Source organism: Microbacterium sp. MF43, assembly GCF_012847295.1.
Lineage (GTDB): Bacteria > Actinomycetota > Actinomycetes > Actinomycetales > Microbacteriaceae > Microbacterium.
Window position 1 is genome coordinate 598,107 of record NZ_JABBDY010000002.1, and the last position, 15,800, is coordinate 613,906.

General features: G+C 67.0%; 15 protein-coding genes. 3 read left to right on the forward strand and 12 right to left on the reverse strand.

Annotated features, from left to right (window positions below; genetic code table 11):
* Positions 1 to 57: 57 nt before the first annotated feature.
* The 7 genes from HF323_RS07175 to HF323_RS07205 all read right to left on the reverse strand — a co-directional run bounded on the left by HF323_RS07175 (position 58) and on the right by HF323_RS07205 (position 10,024).
* Complete coding sequence (locus HF323_RS07175) at positions 58 to 4,326, reverse strand: carbohydrate-binding protein (RefSeq protein ID WP_169581876.1); 4,269 nt, start codon at positions 4,324 to 4,326, stop codon at positions 58 to 60.
* A gap of 139 nt (positions 4,327 to 4,465) precedes the next feature.
* Complete coding sequence (gene ccsB, locus HF323_RS07180; RefSeq protein ID WP_169581877.1) at positions 4,466 to 5,509, reverse strand: c-type cytochrome biogenesis protein CcsB; 1,044 nt, start codon at positions 5,507 to 5,509, stop codon at positions 4,466 to 4,468.
* A gap of 4 nt (positions 5,510 to 5,513) precedes the next feature.
* Positions 5,514 to 7,169: a cytochrome c biogenesis protein ResB gene (locus HF323_RS07185; protein ID WP_169582150.1), complete on the reverse strand. Its 1,656-nt coding sequence runs from the start codon at positions 7,167 to 7,169 to the stop codon at positions 5,514 to 5,516.
* Between the two features lie 28 nt (positions 7,170 to 7,197).
* On the reverse strand, positions 7,198 to 8,040 hold the full coding sequence (locus HF323_RS07190) for a cytochrome c biogenesis protein CcdA (RefSeq protein WP_169581878.1): 843 nt from the start codon (positions 8,038 to 8,040) through the stop codon (positions 7,198 to 7,200).
* Positions 8,037 to 8,654 carry a TlpA disulfide reductase family protein gene (locus tag HF323_RS07195; protein ID WP_169581879.1) on the reverse strand — a complete coding sequence of 206 codons (618 nt, stop codon included), beginning with the start codon at positions 8,652 to 8,654 and terminating at the stop codon, positions 8,037 to 8,039. Before HF323_RS07195 ends, HF323_RS07190 begins: the two co-directional genes overlap by 4 nt.
* Positions 8,654 to 9,286, reverse strand: a complete 633-nt coding sequence (locus HF323_RS07200; protein WP_169581880.1) for a histidine phosphatase family protein — start codon at positions 9,284 to 9,286, stop codon at positions 8,654 to 8,656. The genes HF323_RS07195 and HF323_RS07200 overlap by 1 nt, the downstream gene beginning before the upstream one ends.
* A 42-nt stretch (positions 9,287 to 9,328) precedes the next feature.
* Complete coding sequence (locus tag HF323_RS07205) at positions 9,329 to 10,024, reverse strand: DedA family protein (RefSeq protein ID WP_169581881.1); 696 nt, start codon at positions 10,022 to 10,024, stop codon at positions 9,329 to 9,331.
* Between the two features lie 216 nt (positions 10,025 to 10,240).
* Between HF323_RS07205 and aspS the strand changes: the two genes are divergently transcribed.
* On the forward strand, positions 10,241 to 11,581 hold the full coding sequence (aspS, locus tag HF323_RS07210; RefSeq protein ID WP_169581882.1) for an aspartate--tRNA(Asn) ligase: 1,341 nt from the start codon (positions 10,241 to 10,243) through the stop codon (positions 11,579 to 11,581).
* Positions 11,582 to 11,705: 124 nt separating this feature from the next.
* Here aspS and HF323_RS07215 read toward each other — a convergent pair whose 3' ends face one another.
* From HF323_RS07215 to HF323_RS07235, 5 genes are all read right to left on the reverse strand, one after another.
* Positions 11,706 to 11,966 carry a glutaredoxin family protein gene (locus HF323_RS07215; RefSeq protein ID WP_169581883.1) on the reverse strand — a complete coding sequence of 87 codons (261 nt, stop codon included), beginning with the start codon at positions 11,964 to 11,966 and terminating at the stop codon, positions 11,706 to 11,708.
* 62 nt (positions 11,967 to 12,028) lie between these two features.
* The gene (locus tag HF323_RS07220; protein WP_169581884.1) at positions 12,029 to 12,322 is read right to left on the reverse strand and encodes a rhodanese-like domain-containing protein; all 294 of its coding nucleotides are present in this window, start codon (positions 12,320 to 12,322) and stop codon (positions 12,029 to 12,031) included.
* A gap of 78 nt (positions 12,323 to 12,400) precedes the next feature.
* Positions 12,401 to 12,499 (reverse strand): AURKAIP1/COX24 domain-containing protein, encoded by a 99-nt coding sequence (locus tag HF323_RS07225; protein WP_003792170.1) that lies wholly within the window; start codon positions 12,497 to 12,499, stop codon positions 12,401 to 12,403.
* Between the two features lie 79 nt (positions 12,500 to 12,578).
* Positions 12,579 to 12,770, reverse strand: coding sequence for a helix-turn-helix domain-containing protein (locus HF323_RS07230; RefSeq protein WP_019182077.1), 192 nt, complete (start codon positions 12,768 to 12,770; stop codon positions 12,579 to 12,581).
* A 426-nt stretch (positions 12,771 to 13,196) separates the two neighbouring features.
* Positions 13,197 to 13,604, reverse strand: coding sequence for a metalloregulator ArsR/SmtB family transcription factor (locus HF323_RS07235; RefSeq protein WP_169581885.1), 408 nt, complete (start codon positions 13,602 to 13,604; stop codon positions 13,197 to 13,199).
* A 135-nt stretch (positions 13,605 to 13,739) separates the two neighbouring features.
* Here HF323_RS07235 and HF323_RS07240 point away from each other — a divergent pair, with 135 nt between their 5' ends.
* Complete coding sequence (locus HF323_RS07240) at positions 13,740 to 15,119, forward strand: potassium transporter TrkG (RefSeq protein ID WP_223169266.1); 1,380 nt, start codon at positions 13,740 to 13,742, stop codon at positions 15,117 to 15,119.
* On the forward strand, positions 15,112 to 15,783 hold the full coding sequence (locus HF323_RS07245) for a TrkA family potassium uptake protein (RefSeq protein WP_169581887.1): 672 nt from the start codon (positions 15,112 to 15,114) through the stop codon (positions 15,781 to 15,783). The genes HF323_RS07240 and HF323_RS07245 overlap by 8 nt, the downstream gene beginning before the upstream one ends.
* The last annotated feature ends 17 nt before the right edge of the window (positions 15,784 to 15,800 follow it).

A 15,800-nucleotide genomic window follows, 5' to 3' on the forward strand; every position in this document is an offset into this window, starting at 1 on the left:
AGATGTGCGCGTGCGACGGGGCTCGGCCGCAAGGCCGAGCCCCGTCGGCGAGCACCGTCAGGGCGCTGCGATCTCGAACCAGTTGAAGTTCCACCCGCTCGCGGTGGCCTTGAGCCGGATGGTGTGCTGACCAGCCGGGAGCGATACCGTGTCGGTCACCGTCTGCCAGCTCTGCCAGCCGCCCGTAGTGGGCAGGCTCGTCACCTTGTGGGAAGCGCCGTCCACGAGGAAGTCGACCCCACCTGTATACCCGCTGTTGACGGCTACACGGTACTTCACCGTGTACGTGGCTGCCTGCGGAACGTAGAGCTGATACTCCATCCAGTCGTTTGCTTCGATGTAACCGACGTGCTTCGCGCCGTCTCCCTCCGTTGCCACGGACGAACCAACCTGGATCCCTGACATGCCGTCGAAGCTCTCCGCCTCGAACGTGCCCGGGACGGCACGGCCGACATCGCGGAGGGTGACCGCGTCGAGATTCCACCCGTTGGACGTCGCCTTCAGCCTCAGCGTGTGCCGCCCCTCGGCGAGCGGGACCACCTGAGGTGCCGTGACCGTCGCCCAGTTCTCCCAGCCACCTGTCGATGCCAGGGAGGTCGTGACCTTACTGACGCCGTCGACCAGGAGTTCGACCCCGCCCGCGTACCCGGCGTGGACAGCCGCCTTGTAGTCGATTGCGTAATTGCTGGTCTTCGCGACGTGGATGTCGTATTCGATCCAGTCATCCGCGTCGATGTAGCCCACATGCTGTCCACCCGCCGCTGAGTTGGACACCTGGATGCCTGACATCTTGTCGAACTGCTCCGCTGCGATGACTCCCGGCACCGCATGCCGGCCCGCGTAGGTGAATTCCACCCAGTCGAAGTTCCAGCCATTCGCGGTCGCCTTCAGCCGGAGGGTCTGCGGCCCGCCCGGAAGGGTGACATAGTCGGTGACGGTCGCCCACGACTGCCAGCCGCCGGTCGACGGTAGGGCCGTGGTCTTGACCGGCGTGCCGTTGGCCTGCAACTCGACTCCGCCGACGTATCCCGCGTTGACGGCCACCCGGTAGTCCACCCGGTAGACCCCGGGAGCATCTGCGTACACGCTGTAGTCCATCGTGTCGTTCGCGTCGATGTAGCCCACGATCGGGCCGGACGGTCCGCTGCCCTTCTGGATGCCGGCCGCTGCGTCATGCGCCTCTGCCTGAATCCTGCCCGGGACGCTCTTGCCGCCGTACGTGAACGCGGCGGACTTGAAGTTCCACCCGTTCGACGTCGCCTTCAGCCGGATCGTGTGCAGTCCAGCGGTGAGCGGTACCGAGTCGGTCAGGTCCGCCCACGACTGCCACCCGCCGGTCGAGGGGAACGAGGCCGAGGCCTTGGTGACACCGTCGACCACGACGTCGACGTTGCCGACGTAACCTGGGTTGACCGCGACGCGGTAGTCGACCTTGTACGTTCCCGTCTTCTTCACGTTCACGAAGTACTCCAGGTAGTCCCCCTGGTCGATGTACCCCGCCATCGTCCCATTCTCGGGAGCGGGAGCCGTCGAGATCGTGAGGCCCGACTGCGTATCGAAGTTGGTTGCATCGAGCGTACCGTCGACCACCATCGGCTGGACGACATCACCCGGGGCGGGCGCGGGGTCGCCGCCATGGATAACGAGCTCGTCGAAGTACGCGCGCCCACCCTCACCGGTCGGATCGCCCATGCTGACGAAGTCGAACGACGTCGCGGGAAGTGTTGCCACGATGGTTCCGTCGATGGACATCACGACCTCGGTACCCGACGTATAGTCCCAAGTGAACTCGTGCCAGCCGAAAGCACGCGGCACGTCGGTGATTGTCGTCGTGTCTCCGTCCTTGACCAGGAAGAAATCCGTCGACACGCGCCCGTCGGCGCCGATGGCACGCTGAGTGACGCCATCGTCGGCGCGCCCGAACGAGTTCGGCAGGTTCGGCTTCTCCTTGTCGGAGTATGCGCGGTCGTTGCGCTTGTCGAAGTACTTCATCGTGACGACCTTGTTGAGCTGCGTCCCGAACGTACGACTGAGAAGGGTTCCTTCGGGGTTGTCGATCGGATCGATCGACAACGACTTCTTGCCGTCGAACGGACCTTCCGACATGTAGATCGTCGACTGCTCGGGCGTTCCCCGCTCAGCGATCCACTTGTCCGTCAGGTCGATCGAAGCGCCCTCGAAGTCCTCCTCGAAGTAGACGTCGTCGTATTCCTCTTCTTCCACGGTCCCCAAAGCGAACTCTGCAGGGAAGTCGTCCTTGAGGCCGATCTTGTCGTACTCCATTCGGGAATCGTCGAACGTGTCGACGCCGGTCCAGTCCTCATTCTCGTTCATCAGGTTGTAGTTGACGTTGTCGAGATCGTGCCACGGCCGAGCCGAGATCGTGAAGCTCTGCGAGTTCGTTGCCTTGACATCGGTGAAGCGCAGACCGGTGGCCCGCATCGCGAAGTCCATCCCGAGGACGGTGTTCTTATCGTGCATCGATGGGTTTGCGCCGGGGCTGTCGATGATGATCTGCTCGAAGCGGTTGTACTTGTTCTCCGCGACCCGGTCCGTCCCGGTCAGCTGCATCACCCGATCGCGGTGCAGCAGAATCCAGCCGAAGATCGCGCTATCTTCACCCGCGTCCTGCTGGGTGTGGTGAACGTAGATGTATGAGAAGTCATTGTCGACCGTGTACATGTCCTCGAGCGGATTGAAGCCTGTATCCGCGGTGTTGCGGATCCATCCGGCGTTGAGCAGGATCCCACGCCGCGGGGCGTTGAAGATCTCGAGGTGGCTCAGCTTATTGTGGCCGGTGCTCATGAGCGTTACGCCCGGCTGGTGTCCAACAAGCTGCCCGACATCGTGGATCAAATTGTTCGTGATGACGTGGTTGCCGTTGAACGCACCAATGCCGGGATAGCCTCCGTCGATGTTTATCCCGCCCATCCCGGTGTTGTCGATCCTGCTGTTGCGGATCGTGATCGAGTCGTTGTCGCGGAACAGCTCGATCGCATTCATGCCGACATTGGTGATGCGGGAGTTCTCGATCGTGATGTGGTTGGCGTCGGTCATCGTGATCGCGCCGACGTGGTATTCGATACGGTCGGTGTTCTCGCTGTACGAAGGATTGGAACTTCCCGCCGCCTCATCTGGGAACTTCTGCATACCGTACGCGTCATAGGCATTCCACGCGAAGAGGTACGAATCGGCGAAGTCGGTCATCTCCACTGTCAGGCCGTCGAGCACGATGTTTCGCACCTGTGCGCTCGCGCTCGGTGCGGCAGCGAGGTCGGTCTTGGCGTTTCCCTTGAAGTTGATCGCCTTCTGCATCGTCGGATAGACGACCTCGGCTTTGAGCGTGTCCCCGCTTACCTGCGATGACTCGGGGTAATAGTAGAGCATCCGCGTCGTCGGGTTGAAGTAATACTCGCCCGGGCTGTCGAGGAACGACAGGTCGTTCTGCAGGAAGTAGCGGTATCCAGGACCGTGGGTCCAGTGCGTGCGGTTGAGCTCGATCTTCGCGGGATCCTTGACCGCGGTGATGTTCTTGTTGGCCGGGTTGATGGCGCCGATGGGCACAGTCTCCTGGTACCAGTCCGAACCGCCCGTGGCATACCCTGACCAGATCACGAACTGCGCATTGAGGTGCCCCTGGGCTTGCGAGTACGCAAGCCCGTCGATTGCACTCTGGGCGAGATCGTTCCCGTAGACGATGTTGTACTGCCCGCCCGCGGCGGTGATCAGGAAGTTGTCGTCGCTCGTGCCGTCTGCCGCAGGGAATCGCTCATCGTGCTCGTAGTTCTTCGTCCGTGCCGTGATGGCTCGCGTGCCGTCGACATAGAGGGTGTTGAAGTCTGTTCCCACAGGCAGCTGCTTCTTGAACACGTGCGCCTTCGATGCCTCGGGGAGCTTCGCGTTCACGTCCGACGTCTCCGCCTTCGTCCATGCGCCGGCGATCTTCTCACCGCCGATCACGTGGACCGAGCCCTTCGTTCCCGCCGCCCGGTAGATCACGTCATGACCGTTCGATCCGGAATCCTCCACCCCGAACGTGAGCGTGTCGTCGAGGTAGTAGTCGCCCGGTCGGATGTTGACGACGATGTCGCCGGTCATTGCGTCGTTGAGGTCGCGCACCCTGTCGCGCGCGGCCTCAATGGACCTGAGCGGACTCGACTCGCTGCCGGTATTGGCATCGTCGCCACCGCTCACGTCCACCCACAGGGTGTGCTGCGCTTCCGCCGCCGAAGCGGGGCCCACGCCGATGATGAGTGGAACGAGGAGGGCGATGACCCCTCCCGCACACACCGCGCTCAGTCTCTTTCGAGAACCGGTCGGGGTCATATTCGGTCTCCTTTCGTGGCACCATCGCCAACACAGGCGGAGCGATACTATCGATAATCGCCTGAGAGAAGATTGGCGGTCGAAAGGAGAATTGTCAATCTTTTTGCGTTATGGACCGTGCATGTCCCCGTGCCGGGAGTCAACTCAGGCCGGAGTAGGCGTGGAGCCCTTTGAAGAACATGTTGACGATCGTGAAGTTGAAGATCACCGCAGTGAAGCCGATGATCGACAGCCATGCCGAGCGCGAGCCACGCCATCCTCGCGTGGCGCGCGCGTGGATGTATCCGGCGTAGAGCACCCAGATGACGAACGTCCACACTTCCTTGGTGTCGAAGCCCCAGTAGCGTCCCCACGCGTCGTTCGCCCAGATCGAGCCCGCGATGAGCGTGAAGGTCCAGAAGATGAACCCCAGGATCGCGAACCGATACGCCAGCGACTCCAGCGCATCGGCGCTCGGAAGTGTGCGCAGGAACCCCGGGCCCTGCTTCGCACCGTCCGCGTCCGATGCGACGGCCGCCGCCGCCACGCGGCGCTCACGGCGAGCCTGCATGAGCTGGAGCACCGACAGTCCGAAGGCGAGCGCGAAGAGCGCGGTCGCCAGCGAGGCGACGAAGACGTGGATGACGAGCCACACCGACTTGAGCGGGTCCATCAGCGGGACGATGTCGGTGTAGAACCAGATCGCGGTGCCACCGAGCAGCACTACGACGAGCCCGGTGATGAAGGTTCCGAGGAACCGCAGGTCGTAGCGGAAGAGCACGCCGAGATACACGGCAACGATGAGCAGCGTGCCGGTCAGCGCGAACTCGTACATGTTCGACCACGGCACGCGCCCGGCCGCGACTCCGCGCGTGATGTCGGCTCCGAGGTGGAAGAGGAAGCCCAGCACGGTGAGCGAGGTGCCGATGCGCGCCCACACGAGTCGGGGGCGCTGCGAGGGCGGCGCGTTCAGCGCCGCTTCGGAAGCCCGCTCCTGCGCCTGCAGCTGCGCGACGGCGCCCTCGCGAGCGGCGCCCACCGCGGCGAGCTCGCGCACCTGCGCGTCCTTCGCATCGACGGCGACGGCACCGCGGCGAGCCAGGTCCACCGCGTAGGCGACGAACGCCAGCGCGTAGACCGCGATCGCGGTCCAGACCAGGAGCACCGAGACCGAGTCGAGCGAAAGGGCGGTGGTTTCGGGCATGTCCTCAGTCTACGCGGGGGGTCGGAGGGGTCTGGAGGCTCTCGCCGTGACGCTGCGCGAACTGCGCGACAGCGCCCTCGAGCGTGGGGTCCTCGCCGCGCGCGAGGCCCGCGTACTCGATGCGGAGGGTGTGGCCCTGCGGCGTCACCTTCACCCACATGCGTCGACGGGGCACGAACAGCGCGGCGAGCAGGCCGGCTGTCGCCAGCACCGCGAAGACGAGCACCCACGCGGCGCCCGCGTCGCGGTGGATGGACAGGGACACGTAGCGCTTGACCGAGCCCTCGTACCCATCGGCGGAGTCGGATGCCTCGTTCTCGAACGTGATCGAGCCGTAACCGCCGGGGAGCTCGGCCGTGTCCCCCGGTGCGAGCTCGAGCGAGGCGACACCGGTTCCTCGGCCGGCGAGCTTCTCCATGCCGCTCGGGTCGAGCGTGTACACGGAACGCGGGGTGCCGTCGTCGATGCCGAGGTCGCCGACATATACGTCCAGGGAGAGCACGGGCAGGACGAGATCGGGATACGCGGATGTGAACGCGCCGGAGTCGAGCGGCGCCTGCGTCGGATAGAAGAAGCCCACGAGGCCCATCTGCTCCGACAGGCCGTCCGGCACCTTGACCACGCCGAGGGAGGTCATGTTGGTGTCCTGCGGCAGGAAGGGCACCGACTCGGAGAAGACCACTTCGTCATCCGCGTTGCGGATCGTGATCGTCGGGGCGTAGCCGTTGCCCATGAGGTAGATGCGGTCCCCCGCCATCTCCAGCGGGTGGTTCACGCGCACCTCGCCGGACTGCGGCTCCTCCCCCGCCCGCTGGGTCGTGAGGTTGGCGACGAAGTCGCCCGCCTGGCCCGAACCCTGCGATCCGTACGGCTGATACGTCACGTCGAAGCGGTCCAGCGTGAGGGAGTACGGCGAGAGCGCGTTCTCGTCGACGAAGCGTCCCGGGTTGAACGACGTGTAGTCGAGCATCGAGTTGACGAACGTTCGCCCCTCGATGATCACGGTCTGCCCCGTGTAGGTGAAGCCGCCGCCCACCCCGACCGACAGCAGCACGCCGACGAGAGCCGCATGGAAGACGAGGTTGCCGGTCTCCTTGAGATACCCGCGCTCGCCCGACACCGACAGCGCAGACGCGGAGTCATAGCGCTCGACCCGGTAACCGGCCCTCTTCAGCTGCTCCCGGGCGCGTTCGACCGCCGACTCGGCGGCGGCGGAGGCATCCGTCCCGGGCGCCAGCTCGACCACCTCGCAGCGGTGCCCGTCCAGCCGCGACAGGCGTGCGGGGGTGCGCGGCGGCTTGGCGCGCAGGGCCTTCCAGTGATGCTTCGTGCGCGGGATGACGCACCCGATCAGCGACACGAACAGGAGGATGTAGATCGCCGAGAACCAGGGCGACGTATAGACGTCGAAGAGGCTGAGGTTGTCGAGGATCGGCGCCAGATCGGGGTTGTCGGCGAAGTACTGCGTGACGCCGTTGGGGTCGGCGCTGCGCTGCGGCACGAGCGATCCCGGAACGGCTGCGATCGCGAGCAGAAGAAGAAGCACGAGCGCCGTGCGCATCGAGGTGAGCTGGCGCCAGCCCCACCGCAGCCATCCGACGAAACCCAGCGCCGGCTGGCTCACCTCGGCCGCCGAGTCGGCGTGATCGGCGGGACGCATCGGCTCGGAGGCGTCGAGACCGGGTCCGTCAGAGAGGGAGCGGGACACTCGCGAACACCCCCTGCAGCCTGGCCATGATCTGCGTCCACACGCCGGTAACCATCAGCAGGCCGAGCACGATGAGCAACACCCCGCCCGCGATGTTGACGGCGCGGATGTGGCGGCGCACGAAGGCGACCGAGCGGGCCGCCCAGCCGAAGCCCAGCGTGATCAGGATGAACGGGATGCCCAGACCCAGCGAGTACGCGACCCCGAGGAGTGCCGCGCGACCCGCCGACCCGGCGTCGAAGGCCATCGTCAGGATGACGGCGAGGGTCGGGCCGATGCACGGAGCCCACCCGATTCCGAGAGCGATGCCGAGAAGCGGCGCGCCGATCAGACCGAGGTTGCCGCGCACCTGCGGACGGGCGATGCGCTGCGCCCTCCCGAAGAAGCCGATGAACACCAGTCCCATCGCGATGACGACGACACCCAGAACGCGGGTGATCGCGTCGGCGTACTCAAGCAGGAAGCGCCCGAGCGTGCCGCCGAGCATCGCGATGCTGACGAACACCACCGTGAAGCCCGCGATGAACAGCAGCACGCCCAGGAGCAGCCGGCTGCGCGTGGGACCGGCGGGCGGGGCATCCGTCTTCACCGACTCCGCGGAGTCGAGCGCGACACGCCCGCTCTCGGCGGACGACTGCGAGCCCCGCGCGTCGTCACGTGCGGCGCGCGGCTCACGGGGCGTCACCGCGCCCCCGATGAACCCCAGGTACCCGGGAACGAGCGGAAGCACGCACGGCGACAGGAAGGAGATGAGGCCCGCCAGCACGGCGATCGGGATCGCCACCAGCAGCGAGCCGTCCGCGACGACGGCTGCCGGGTTCACGACTCCTCCAGCGCGTCGCTCACGAGCGTCTCGAGGATCGAGGTCTCGCTGATCTGGCCGATCACACGCGCCGCCACGCGTCCCTCGCGGTCGAGCACGAGGGTCACCGGCACGGCGTTGAGCGGGGTCTGCCCCGCGAACGCGAGCTTGATCGAGCCGTCCTCGGTTGCGAGCGCGCTGGGGTAGTCGACGCCGTAGGTCTTGGCGAACGCCTGCGAGGCCTCGGCGCCGTCGTACAGGTTGACGCCGAGGAACGACACGTCATCGCCCGCGAACGCCTGGTTCACCTCTTCGAGCAGCGGAGCCTCGACACGGCATGGCGCGCACGCCGCGTACCAGAAGTTCACGACGAGCACCTCGCCGCGGTAGTCGTCGCTCGTCGCCGTGTCGCCGGTGTCGAGGACGGCGTCGAAGTCGACCGGCTCGGTGCGGTCCTCGGGGGCGATCTCGACGACCTCGAACCCGTCGGCGGCGATGAAGCCCTTGCCGTCACCCGAGCGGTACTGGTCGGCGAGAGGGTCGCTGGTGCACGCGGCCAGGCCCGCCACGAGCGAGAGAGCCACGAGAGCGGATGCCGTGACCCGCGTGCGCCGGAACCGGGACGGACCTGGCATCACACCGCCCCCACGTCGACCGCGCCCGACAGCGATGCCGGCTCGGCGTAGGCGATCTCGGTCCACTTTCCGCTGTCGTCCATCTCGAAGCTCGTGACGCTCGACAGCGCGCAGCGGCGATCGCGCGGATCGTGGCGCGAGGGCAGTCCCGCCACCGCGAGGTGCGTCACCCAGATCGGCAGCTGGTGCGACACGATCACGACGTCGCCGGCGTCGACGGACTTCCAGGCCTCGGTCATGGCGCGGTTCATGCGGCCGATGACGTCGGCGTACGGCTCACCCCAGCTCGGGAGCGCGGGCTTGCGCAGGTGGCGCCAGTTCCACGGGTTGATGAGGGCGAGCACCATGCGCTTTCCCTCGAAGACGTTGGTGGGCTCGATGACGCGCTCGTCGATGCGAGGCTCGAGGCCGAACACCTCGGCGAAGGGCTCGGCCGATTCCTGGGTCCGCTGCAGCGGCGAGCACACCAGGCTCGTCACCGGCCGGTCGAGAGTCTTCACGTAGTCGGCCGCCTGCTGCGCCATGCGCCGCCCGTCAGCGCTGAGACCGAATCCCGGAAGTCGTCCGTAGAGCACGCGTCGGGGATTGTGAACCTCCCCATGGCGCACGAGATGGAGGCGATCGGCGGGCACGCGTCCAGTCTACGGTGGCCGGTTCTGTGGGGCGGCTGAGCGTCAGTCGACCGACGCGCCCTCGCGTTCGCGCTCCTGCGCCGGTTCGGGGACGGCGCGGGACGCCGCCACCCCCGCACGTACGCGAACCGCGACGAACCACACGGCCGCCACGGCGACGGCGCCGATCACGAGGTACTGGAGCACGTCGACGTAATGCTCCACGATGTGCCAGGACTCGCCCAGGAGGAAGCCGGACATCACGAAGATCGTGTTCCACAGGAGGCTCCCCGCCGCGGTGAGCAGGGCGAACCGCCACAGCGGCATGCGCGTCACTCCCGCGGGGATCGAGATGAGACTACGGAAGATGGGGATCATGCGGCCGAAGAAGACCGCCTTCCCCCCGTGCCGGTGGAACCACGACACCGTGCGGTCGATGTCCTCCGACTTGAGGAGCGGCACGCGCGCGGCGATGGTGCGCAGGCGGCCGACGCCGAGCCAGGCGCCGAGACCGTAGAGAAGGAGAGCACCGACGATGGAGCCGGCGGTCGTCCAGGCCAGCGCCTCGAAGAGCGAGAACGAGCCGCGGCTCGCGGCGAGGCCGGCCATGGGCAGCACGACCTCGCTGGGCAGCGGTGGGAACAGGTTCTCGAGCGCGATCGCGATTCCGGCTCCGGCGGGCCCGATGACGTCCATGAGCGAGACGGACCAGTCGAGCAGGGCTCCGAGCCAGGAGCCGTCGGGGGAGGTTTCGGTCATCGGGGGCTTCGCCTTCGGTGATCGGATGCCGCGACCCGGCCGGACACGGCTCCCTCCACGCTAAAGGCGGCACATGTGTCGTTCCTGGGTGCAGGCCCCCCGATCCGGGCGTGGGACGACCCCCTCGGCACCCGGGACTGCGGCGTCCGGGCCCGCGTCGAACCCCGGCTTCGCGGCGTCGGGACGCGGCGTGACGCCCACGTAGACTGATCCCTCGTGAGTGAACGCGTTCTCGTCAAGCAGCTGCAGGGTCTCGCCGACGGCCCCGTCTTGGTCTCGGGCTGGGTCGAGACCGTCCGCGATCAGAAGAAGGTGCAGTTCGTCATCCTGCGGGATGAGACCGGCGCGGTGCAGCTGGTGAATCCCGCGACGCGCCCCGCCGAGGACGGCTCCGAGCAGGATGCCGCGGCCCTCGCTCTCACCGAGACGATCTCGAACCTCGCCACCGGGACCTTCCTGACGGTCACGGGCGACCTCAAGCACGACGAGCGCGTCAAGCTCGGCGGCGTCGAGATCAAGATCGGCGCGCTCGACATCGCCGCCGCGGCGCTTCCCGAGACGCCCATCGCGGCCGACTCGGGCCTCGACAAGCGCATGGACTGGCGCTTCCTCGACCTGCGCCAGCGTCGCAACAATCTCATCTTCCGCGTGCAGACCACGCTCGAGCACGCCTTCCGCTCGTACTGGATCGAGCGCGACTACATCGAGGTCCACTCCCCCAAGCTGATGGCGTCGGCCTCCGAGTCCAACGCCGAGCTTTTCGAGGTGCCGTACTTCGAGGAGAAGACGGCGTACCTCGCGCAGTCGCCGCAGTTCTTCAAGCAGATGGCGCAGGTCGCCGGCTTCGGCAAGATCTTCGAGATCGCGCCCGCCTTCCGCGCGGACCCCTCCTTCACGTCCCGTCACGCGACGGAGTTCACGTCGATCGACGCCGAGATCAGTTGGATCGACTCCCATGAGGACGTCGCCGCGATGCAGGAAGAGCTGCTGCAGACGGCGTTCCAGGCGGTCAAGGACAAGCACGGCGCCGAGATCGAGGAGCTCTTCGGCATCGAGGTGCGGGTGCCCGCCATCCCGTTCCCGCGCATCCCGCTCGCCGAGGCGCGCGAGATCGTGAAGGCCCGCGGCTACGACATCCCCCGCACCGACGGCGACCTCGACCCGGAGGGTGAGCGCCAGATCTCCGCGCACGTCGAGGAGACGTACGGCCACCAGTTCGTCTTCATCACCGACTACCACCCCGAGATCCGCGCGTTCTATCACATGCGCGACGAGGAGACCGGGCTGACGAAGTCGTACGATCTGCTCTTCAAGGGGGTCGAGATCACCACGGGCGCGCAGCGCGAGCACCGCGTCGACGTGCTGATCGAGCAGGCGAGGGAGAAGGGCCTGGAGCCCGAGCACCTCGACTTCTACTTCGACTTCTTCCGCTACGGAGCCCCGCCGCACGGCGGATTCGGCATGGGCCTGGCCCGCGTGCTGATGCTCCTGCTCGGCCAGGACTCGATTCGCGAGGTCACGTACCTCTTCCGCGGCCCGACCCGCCTCGCGCCGTAGCCGCCGACCGCACCTCACCCGCCTCGCGCCGTAGGCGGCGGGGCGCCGACGCCAGCCGCGCAGGAATCTCCGTCGCGCGCAGGTGCAGCTGCGCGCGACGCAGGAATGTGCGCGGTGGGCCGCGTCAGCGGGCGGCAGTCGCTTCGCGCAGCGCCGTGCGCAGGCGGTCGGGCGACACGCGCCAGTGCCCGTGAAGCGATCCGTCGATGAGCACGACGGGGATCTTCTCCCACCACTGCGCGTAGAGCGCGGGGTCCTCGGCGATCGAGCGCTCATCGACGTCGACCGCGTCCTCGGGGAACTCCGCGACGACCGTCTCGACCACTTCTCGCGCCACGTCGCACAGGTGGCAGTCGGGCTTGCCGATGAGCGTGAGAGTCGTCACGCCCTCAGTTTAGGAGCGGGTCCGGATGCCTCGGCGCGCCCCTCGTCGGGGGCGACGCGCGTTCAGTTCTCGACGGGATACCCCGCAGCGATCCACTCGTCGGTGCCGCCGTCGACGTTCGTGGCGTCGTAGCCACGCGCGACCAGTGCTTCCACGACGCGCCCGGACCGGCCGCCCACCTTGCAGATGACGGCGAAGGCGCCGTCGGGGAGCTGGTCGAGCTGCTCGCCGATCGTCGACATGGGCAGGTTCACGGCGCCCGGCACGCGACCGGACTCGAACTCCCACGGCTCGCGCACGTCGATGACGGGTGTGGCGGGCTGCTCGCGGAGCTGGTGTACGGAGATCGAGGGCATGCTGCCTCCTGTCGGGCTGACCGGTTGGGGATACACGAAGCGCCCGTCCGAAGACAGGCGCTTGGTGTCGATGGCCGCTTACTTCTTGTTGCGGCGCTGGTGGCGCGTCTTGCGAAGCAGCTTGCGGTGCTTCTTCTTCGCCATGCGCTTGCGGCGCTTCTTGATGACAGAACCCACGGAAAACCTCACAATGTCGGGGTCTGGGCGCAGCGTGCGCGCCCGGGAACGGGCAGATCGGAAAATGCCTCGGGACAGTCTAGCCGACGTCGGCGATGGGTCGTTGCAGTGCCTCTGTCACCGCCGACTCCGGCACGCGGTAACTGCGGCCGAAGCGGACCGCCGGCAACTCGCCCGAGTGGACCAGCCGATAGACCGTCATCTTCGAGACGCGCATGAGCTCGGCGACCTCGGCGACGGTCAGAAAGCGCACGTCAGGCAGCTCCGCCATGTCATCCCTTTCCCCAGAAGTGCTTGCCACACTCTAGAGCCGCGACGGGACGCGTGTAAACCTGTGTGACCCATGAGAATGCTGAGATATCCCCGGGTCAGGTGCCGGCACGCGGGCGCGCCTGACGCTCGCGGGCGTCCCGCGCCGCCTGCCGCTGGAGCTTCCGGGCATCTCGCAGTGCCTTCTCGGCATCCCGAACCGCCTTCTGCGCCTCCCGGAACCGCTTGTCATCGGCGATGTCGCCATCGTCGGAGCCCGCCCACGGCGCGCGAGGTGCTCGTCCCCCGCGGGCCGCCGGCTCGATACAGGCGGCGACGCCGTCGAGGCTCCGCTCGAGGCCGAAGGTGAAGGGGTCGGACTCGTCCCCATCCTCGTCGTGGCGTTCGCGTGGGGCGGGTGGCTGTTCCGGCGCAAGGCCGGACGTCGCTAGCGGCCGGGGAACTTCTTCAGCGCCGTCGCGACCGCATGCTTCGCCGAGGCCGCGGCCCTGCCCACCACATCGGCCGCGTGCGCCGCGGAGTCGGGCAGGGTCGATGTCGTCGCGCCGCTCTCGCCGTCATCGTCGCCGAGGAACGGCACCAGCCAGTCGTCGACCTCGTCGAGCGGCGCCGCCGACAGGCTGTAGTAGCGGTGCTGGCCCTCCTCGCGCACCGAGACGAGGTGCGCCTCGCGCAGCACCTTGAGGTGCTTCGAGACCGTCGGCTGACTCGCTCCGAGTTCGTGGACGATGTGGGACACGCTGGTTCCGCGCTCGCCTGCGGCCGCTCGATCGAGAAGGAGCCGCAGGATGTCGCGACGCGTTCCGTCCGCGATCACGTCGAAGATGTCCGCCATGTGCTCAGATTAGTCATGAGCCCCGCGGAGTACCATGAGGACGACCGCCGGACCGTCGCATAGGGAGGACCCCGCATGTCGGAAGGCTGGCGTGTCGTCGGCGGACGCCGCCTGCATGCGCTCGGCCATGCGGTGATGGAGTTCTTCCGCGAACTCACCCAGCGCTCCCCCGCCCGGTTCGCGATCATCATCTTCCTCTCGCTGATCCTGATCTTCACGGGTCTCTTCTCACTCCCCATCGCCGCGGCCGATGGCCAGGTGACCCCGTTCGCCGACGCGTTCTTCACCGCCGTCTCGACGATCTGCGTCACGGGCCTCGCGACCGTCGACATGGCGACCTACTGGTCGCCGTTCGGTCACGTCCTGGTGTTCATCGGCGTGCAGATCGGCGCACTCGGCGTGCTCACGCTGGCGTCGATCCTCGGCCTCGTCATCTCGCGCCGGCTGGGCCTGCGTGCGAAGCTCATCGCCGCGAGCGATTCGAATCCGCTGCGCACCCACGGCGGTCCCGTCAACGAGGGCCAGACGGTGCAGCTCGGGCAGATCGGCGCGCTGCTGGCGACGGTCGCCCTCTCGACCCTCGTCATCGAGGCGATCGTCGCGATCCTTCTCTTCCCCGGGCTCATCGTCGCTGGAGTGCCGTGGCAGGTGGCGCTCTGGGAGGCGCCCTTCTACGCCGCGATGGCGTTCACCAACACGGGCTTCACCCCCAACGCCGAGGGTCTGACGCCGTTCGCGAACGACTACTTCTTCCTCAGTGTCCTCATGATGGGCGTCTTCCTCGGCTCCATCGGATTCCCCGTGATCTATACGCTTCGCAGGCACTTGTGGCACGTGCGCAAGTGGTCGCTGCACACGAAGCTCACCCTGATCACCACCGTGGCTCTGTTCTTCGCGGGCGGTGTGGCGTTCCTCATCCTGGAGTACGACAACCTCCTCACCCTGGGACGCGCAGACGCGTGGGACACAACGTTCCAGGCGTTCTTCCTCTCGGCGATGACCCGGTCGGGCGGCTTCGCGATCCTCGACATCGGCGAACTGAATCAGTCCAGCCTGCTGGTGGGCTGCATGCTGATGTTCGTGGGAGGCGGGTCGGCGTCGACGGCCGGTGGCATCAAGGTCACGACGCTCGCCGTGATCGCCTTGGCCGTGTGGTCGGAGGCGAAAGGCCGAGCCTCGAACCAGGTCTTCGGCCGCCGCATCCCGAGCGACGTCCTGCGCGTCGCCCTCTCCGTGGTGGCGTGGGGCGCGACGATCGTCGCGGTCTCGACGATCATCATCACGCAGATCACGAAGGCCGATCTCGGCGACGTCCTCTTCGACGTCATCTCGGGGTTCGCCACGGTGGGACTGTCCACGGGGCTCACCGCGGAGCTACCCGACAGCGCCATCTACGTCATGGGCATCACGATCATCATGGGTCGCGTTGGTACAGTGACACTCGCCGCGGCCGTGGCCGCGTCATCCCGTTCGCAGCTCTACTCGCTGCCCGTGGAAAGGCCCATCGTTGGTTGAACGGATCCGCAGCGACGCCCCGGTCCTCGTGATCGGACTCGGGCGCTTCGGTGCTGCGTGCGCCGGCGAGCTCGACCGCCTGGATCGCGAGGTGCTCGCGATCGACGACAACCTCGAGCTCGTCCAGAAGTGGTCCGAGCGCGTCACCCACACCGTCCAGGCGGATGCTCGCAACATCGATGCGCTGAAGCAGATCGGCGCCCAGGACTTCCAGGTCGCCGTCGTCGCCGTGGGCTCGTCGATCGAGGCATCCGTCCTCATCACCGCGAACCTCGTCGACCTCAAGGTGCCGCAGATCTGGGCGAAGGCGGTCTCGCAGTCGCACGGCAAGATCCTGGCCCGAGTGGGGGCGAACCACGTCATCTACCCGGAGCGTGAAGCCGGCGAGCGCGTCGCCCACCTGGTGAGCGGGCGCATGCTCGACTTCATCCGCTTCGACGACGACTTCGTGCTCGCAAAGATGTACCCGCCGAAGTTCATCCGCGGCGTCGGCCTCAACGAGTCCGGTGTGCGCACCAAGTACAACGTCACCGTCGTGGGCGTGAAGAGCCCGGGCAAGCCGTTCCGCTACGCCGAGGCGGCGACCGTCGTCACCAACCACGACCTGATCATCGTCTCGGGCACGAACTCCGACATCGAGCGCTTCGCCGCCCTCGACCGCTAGCGGACGCGGCCCCGCAC

Coding starts and splice junctions, on each gene's coding strand:
- HF323_RS07195 (WP_169581879.1), bottom strand. CDS start 8,654: ATGCCAGGTCCGTCCCGGTTCCGGCGCACGCGGGTCACGGCATCCGCT.
- HF323_RS07230 (WP_019182077.1), bottom strand. CDS start 12,770: ATGGCGGAGCTGCCTGACGTGCGCTTTCTGACCGTCGCCGAGGTCGCC.
- HF323_RS07240 (WP_223169266.1), top strand. CDS start 13,740: ATGGAGTTCTTCCGCGAACTCACCCAGCGCTCCCCCGCCCGGTTCGCG.
- HF323_RS07175 (WP_169581876.1), bottom strand. CDS start 4,326: ATGACCCCGACCGGTTCTCGAAAGAGACTGAGCGCGGTGTGTGCGGGA.
- ccsB (WP_169581877.1), bottom strand. CDS start 5,509: ATGCCCGAAACCACCGCCCTTTCGCTCGACTCGGTCTCGGTGCTCCTG.
- HF323_RS07185 (WP_169582150.1), bottom strand. CDS start 7,169: ATGCGTCCCGCCGATCACGCCGACTCGGCGGCCGAGGTGAGCCAGCCG.
- HF323_RS07220 (WP_169581884.1), bottom strand. CDS start 12,322: ATGCCCTCGATCTCCGTACACCAGCTCCGCGAGCAGCCCGCCACACCC.
- HF323_RS07235 (WP_169581885.1), bottom strand. CDS start 13,604: ATGGCGGACATCTTCGACGTGATCGCGGACGGAACGCGTCGCGACATC.
- HF323_RS07205 (WP_169581881.1), bottom strand. CDS start 10,024: ATGACCGAAACCTCCCCCGACGGCTCCTGGCTCGGAGCCCTGCTCGAC.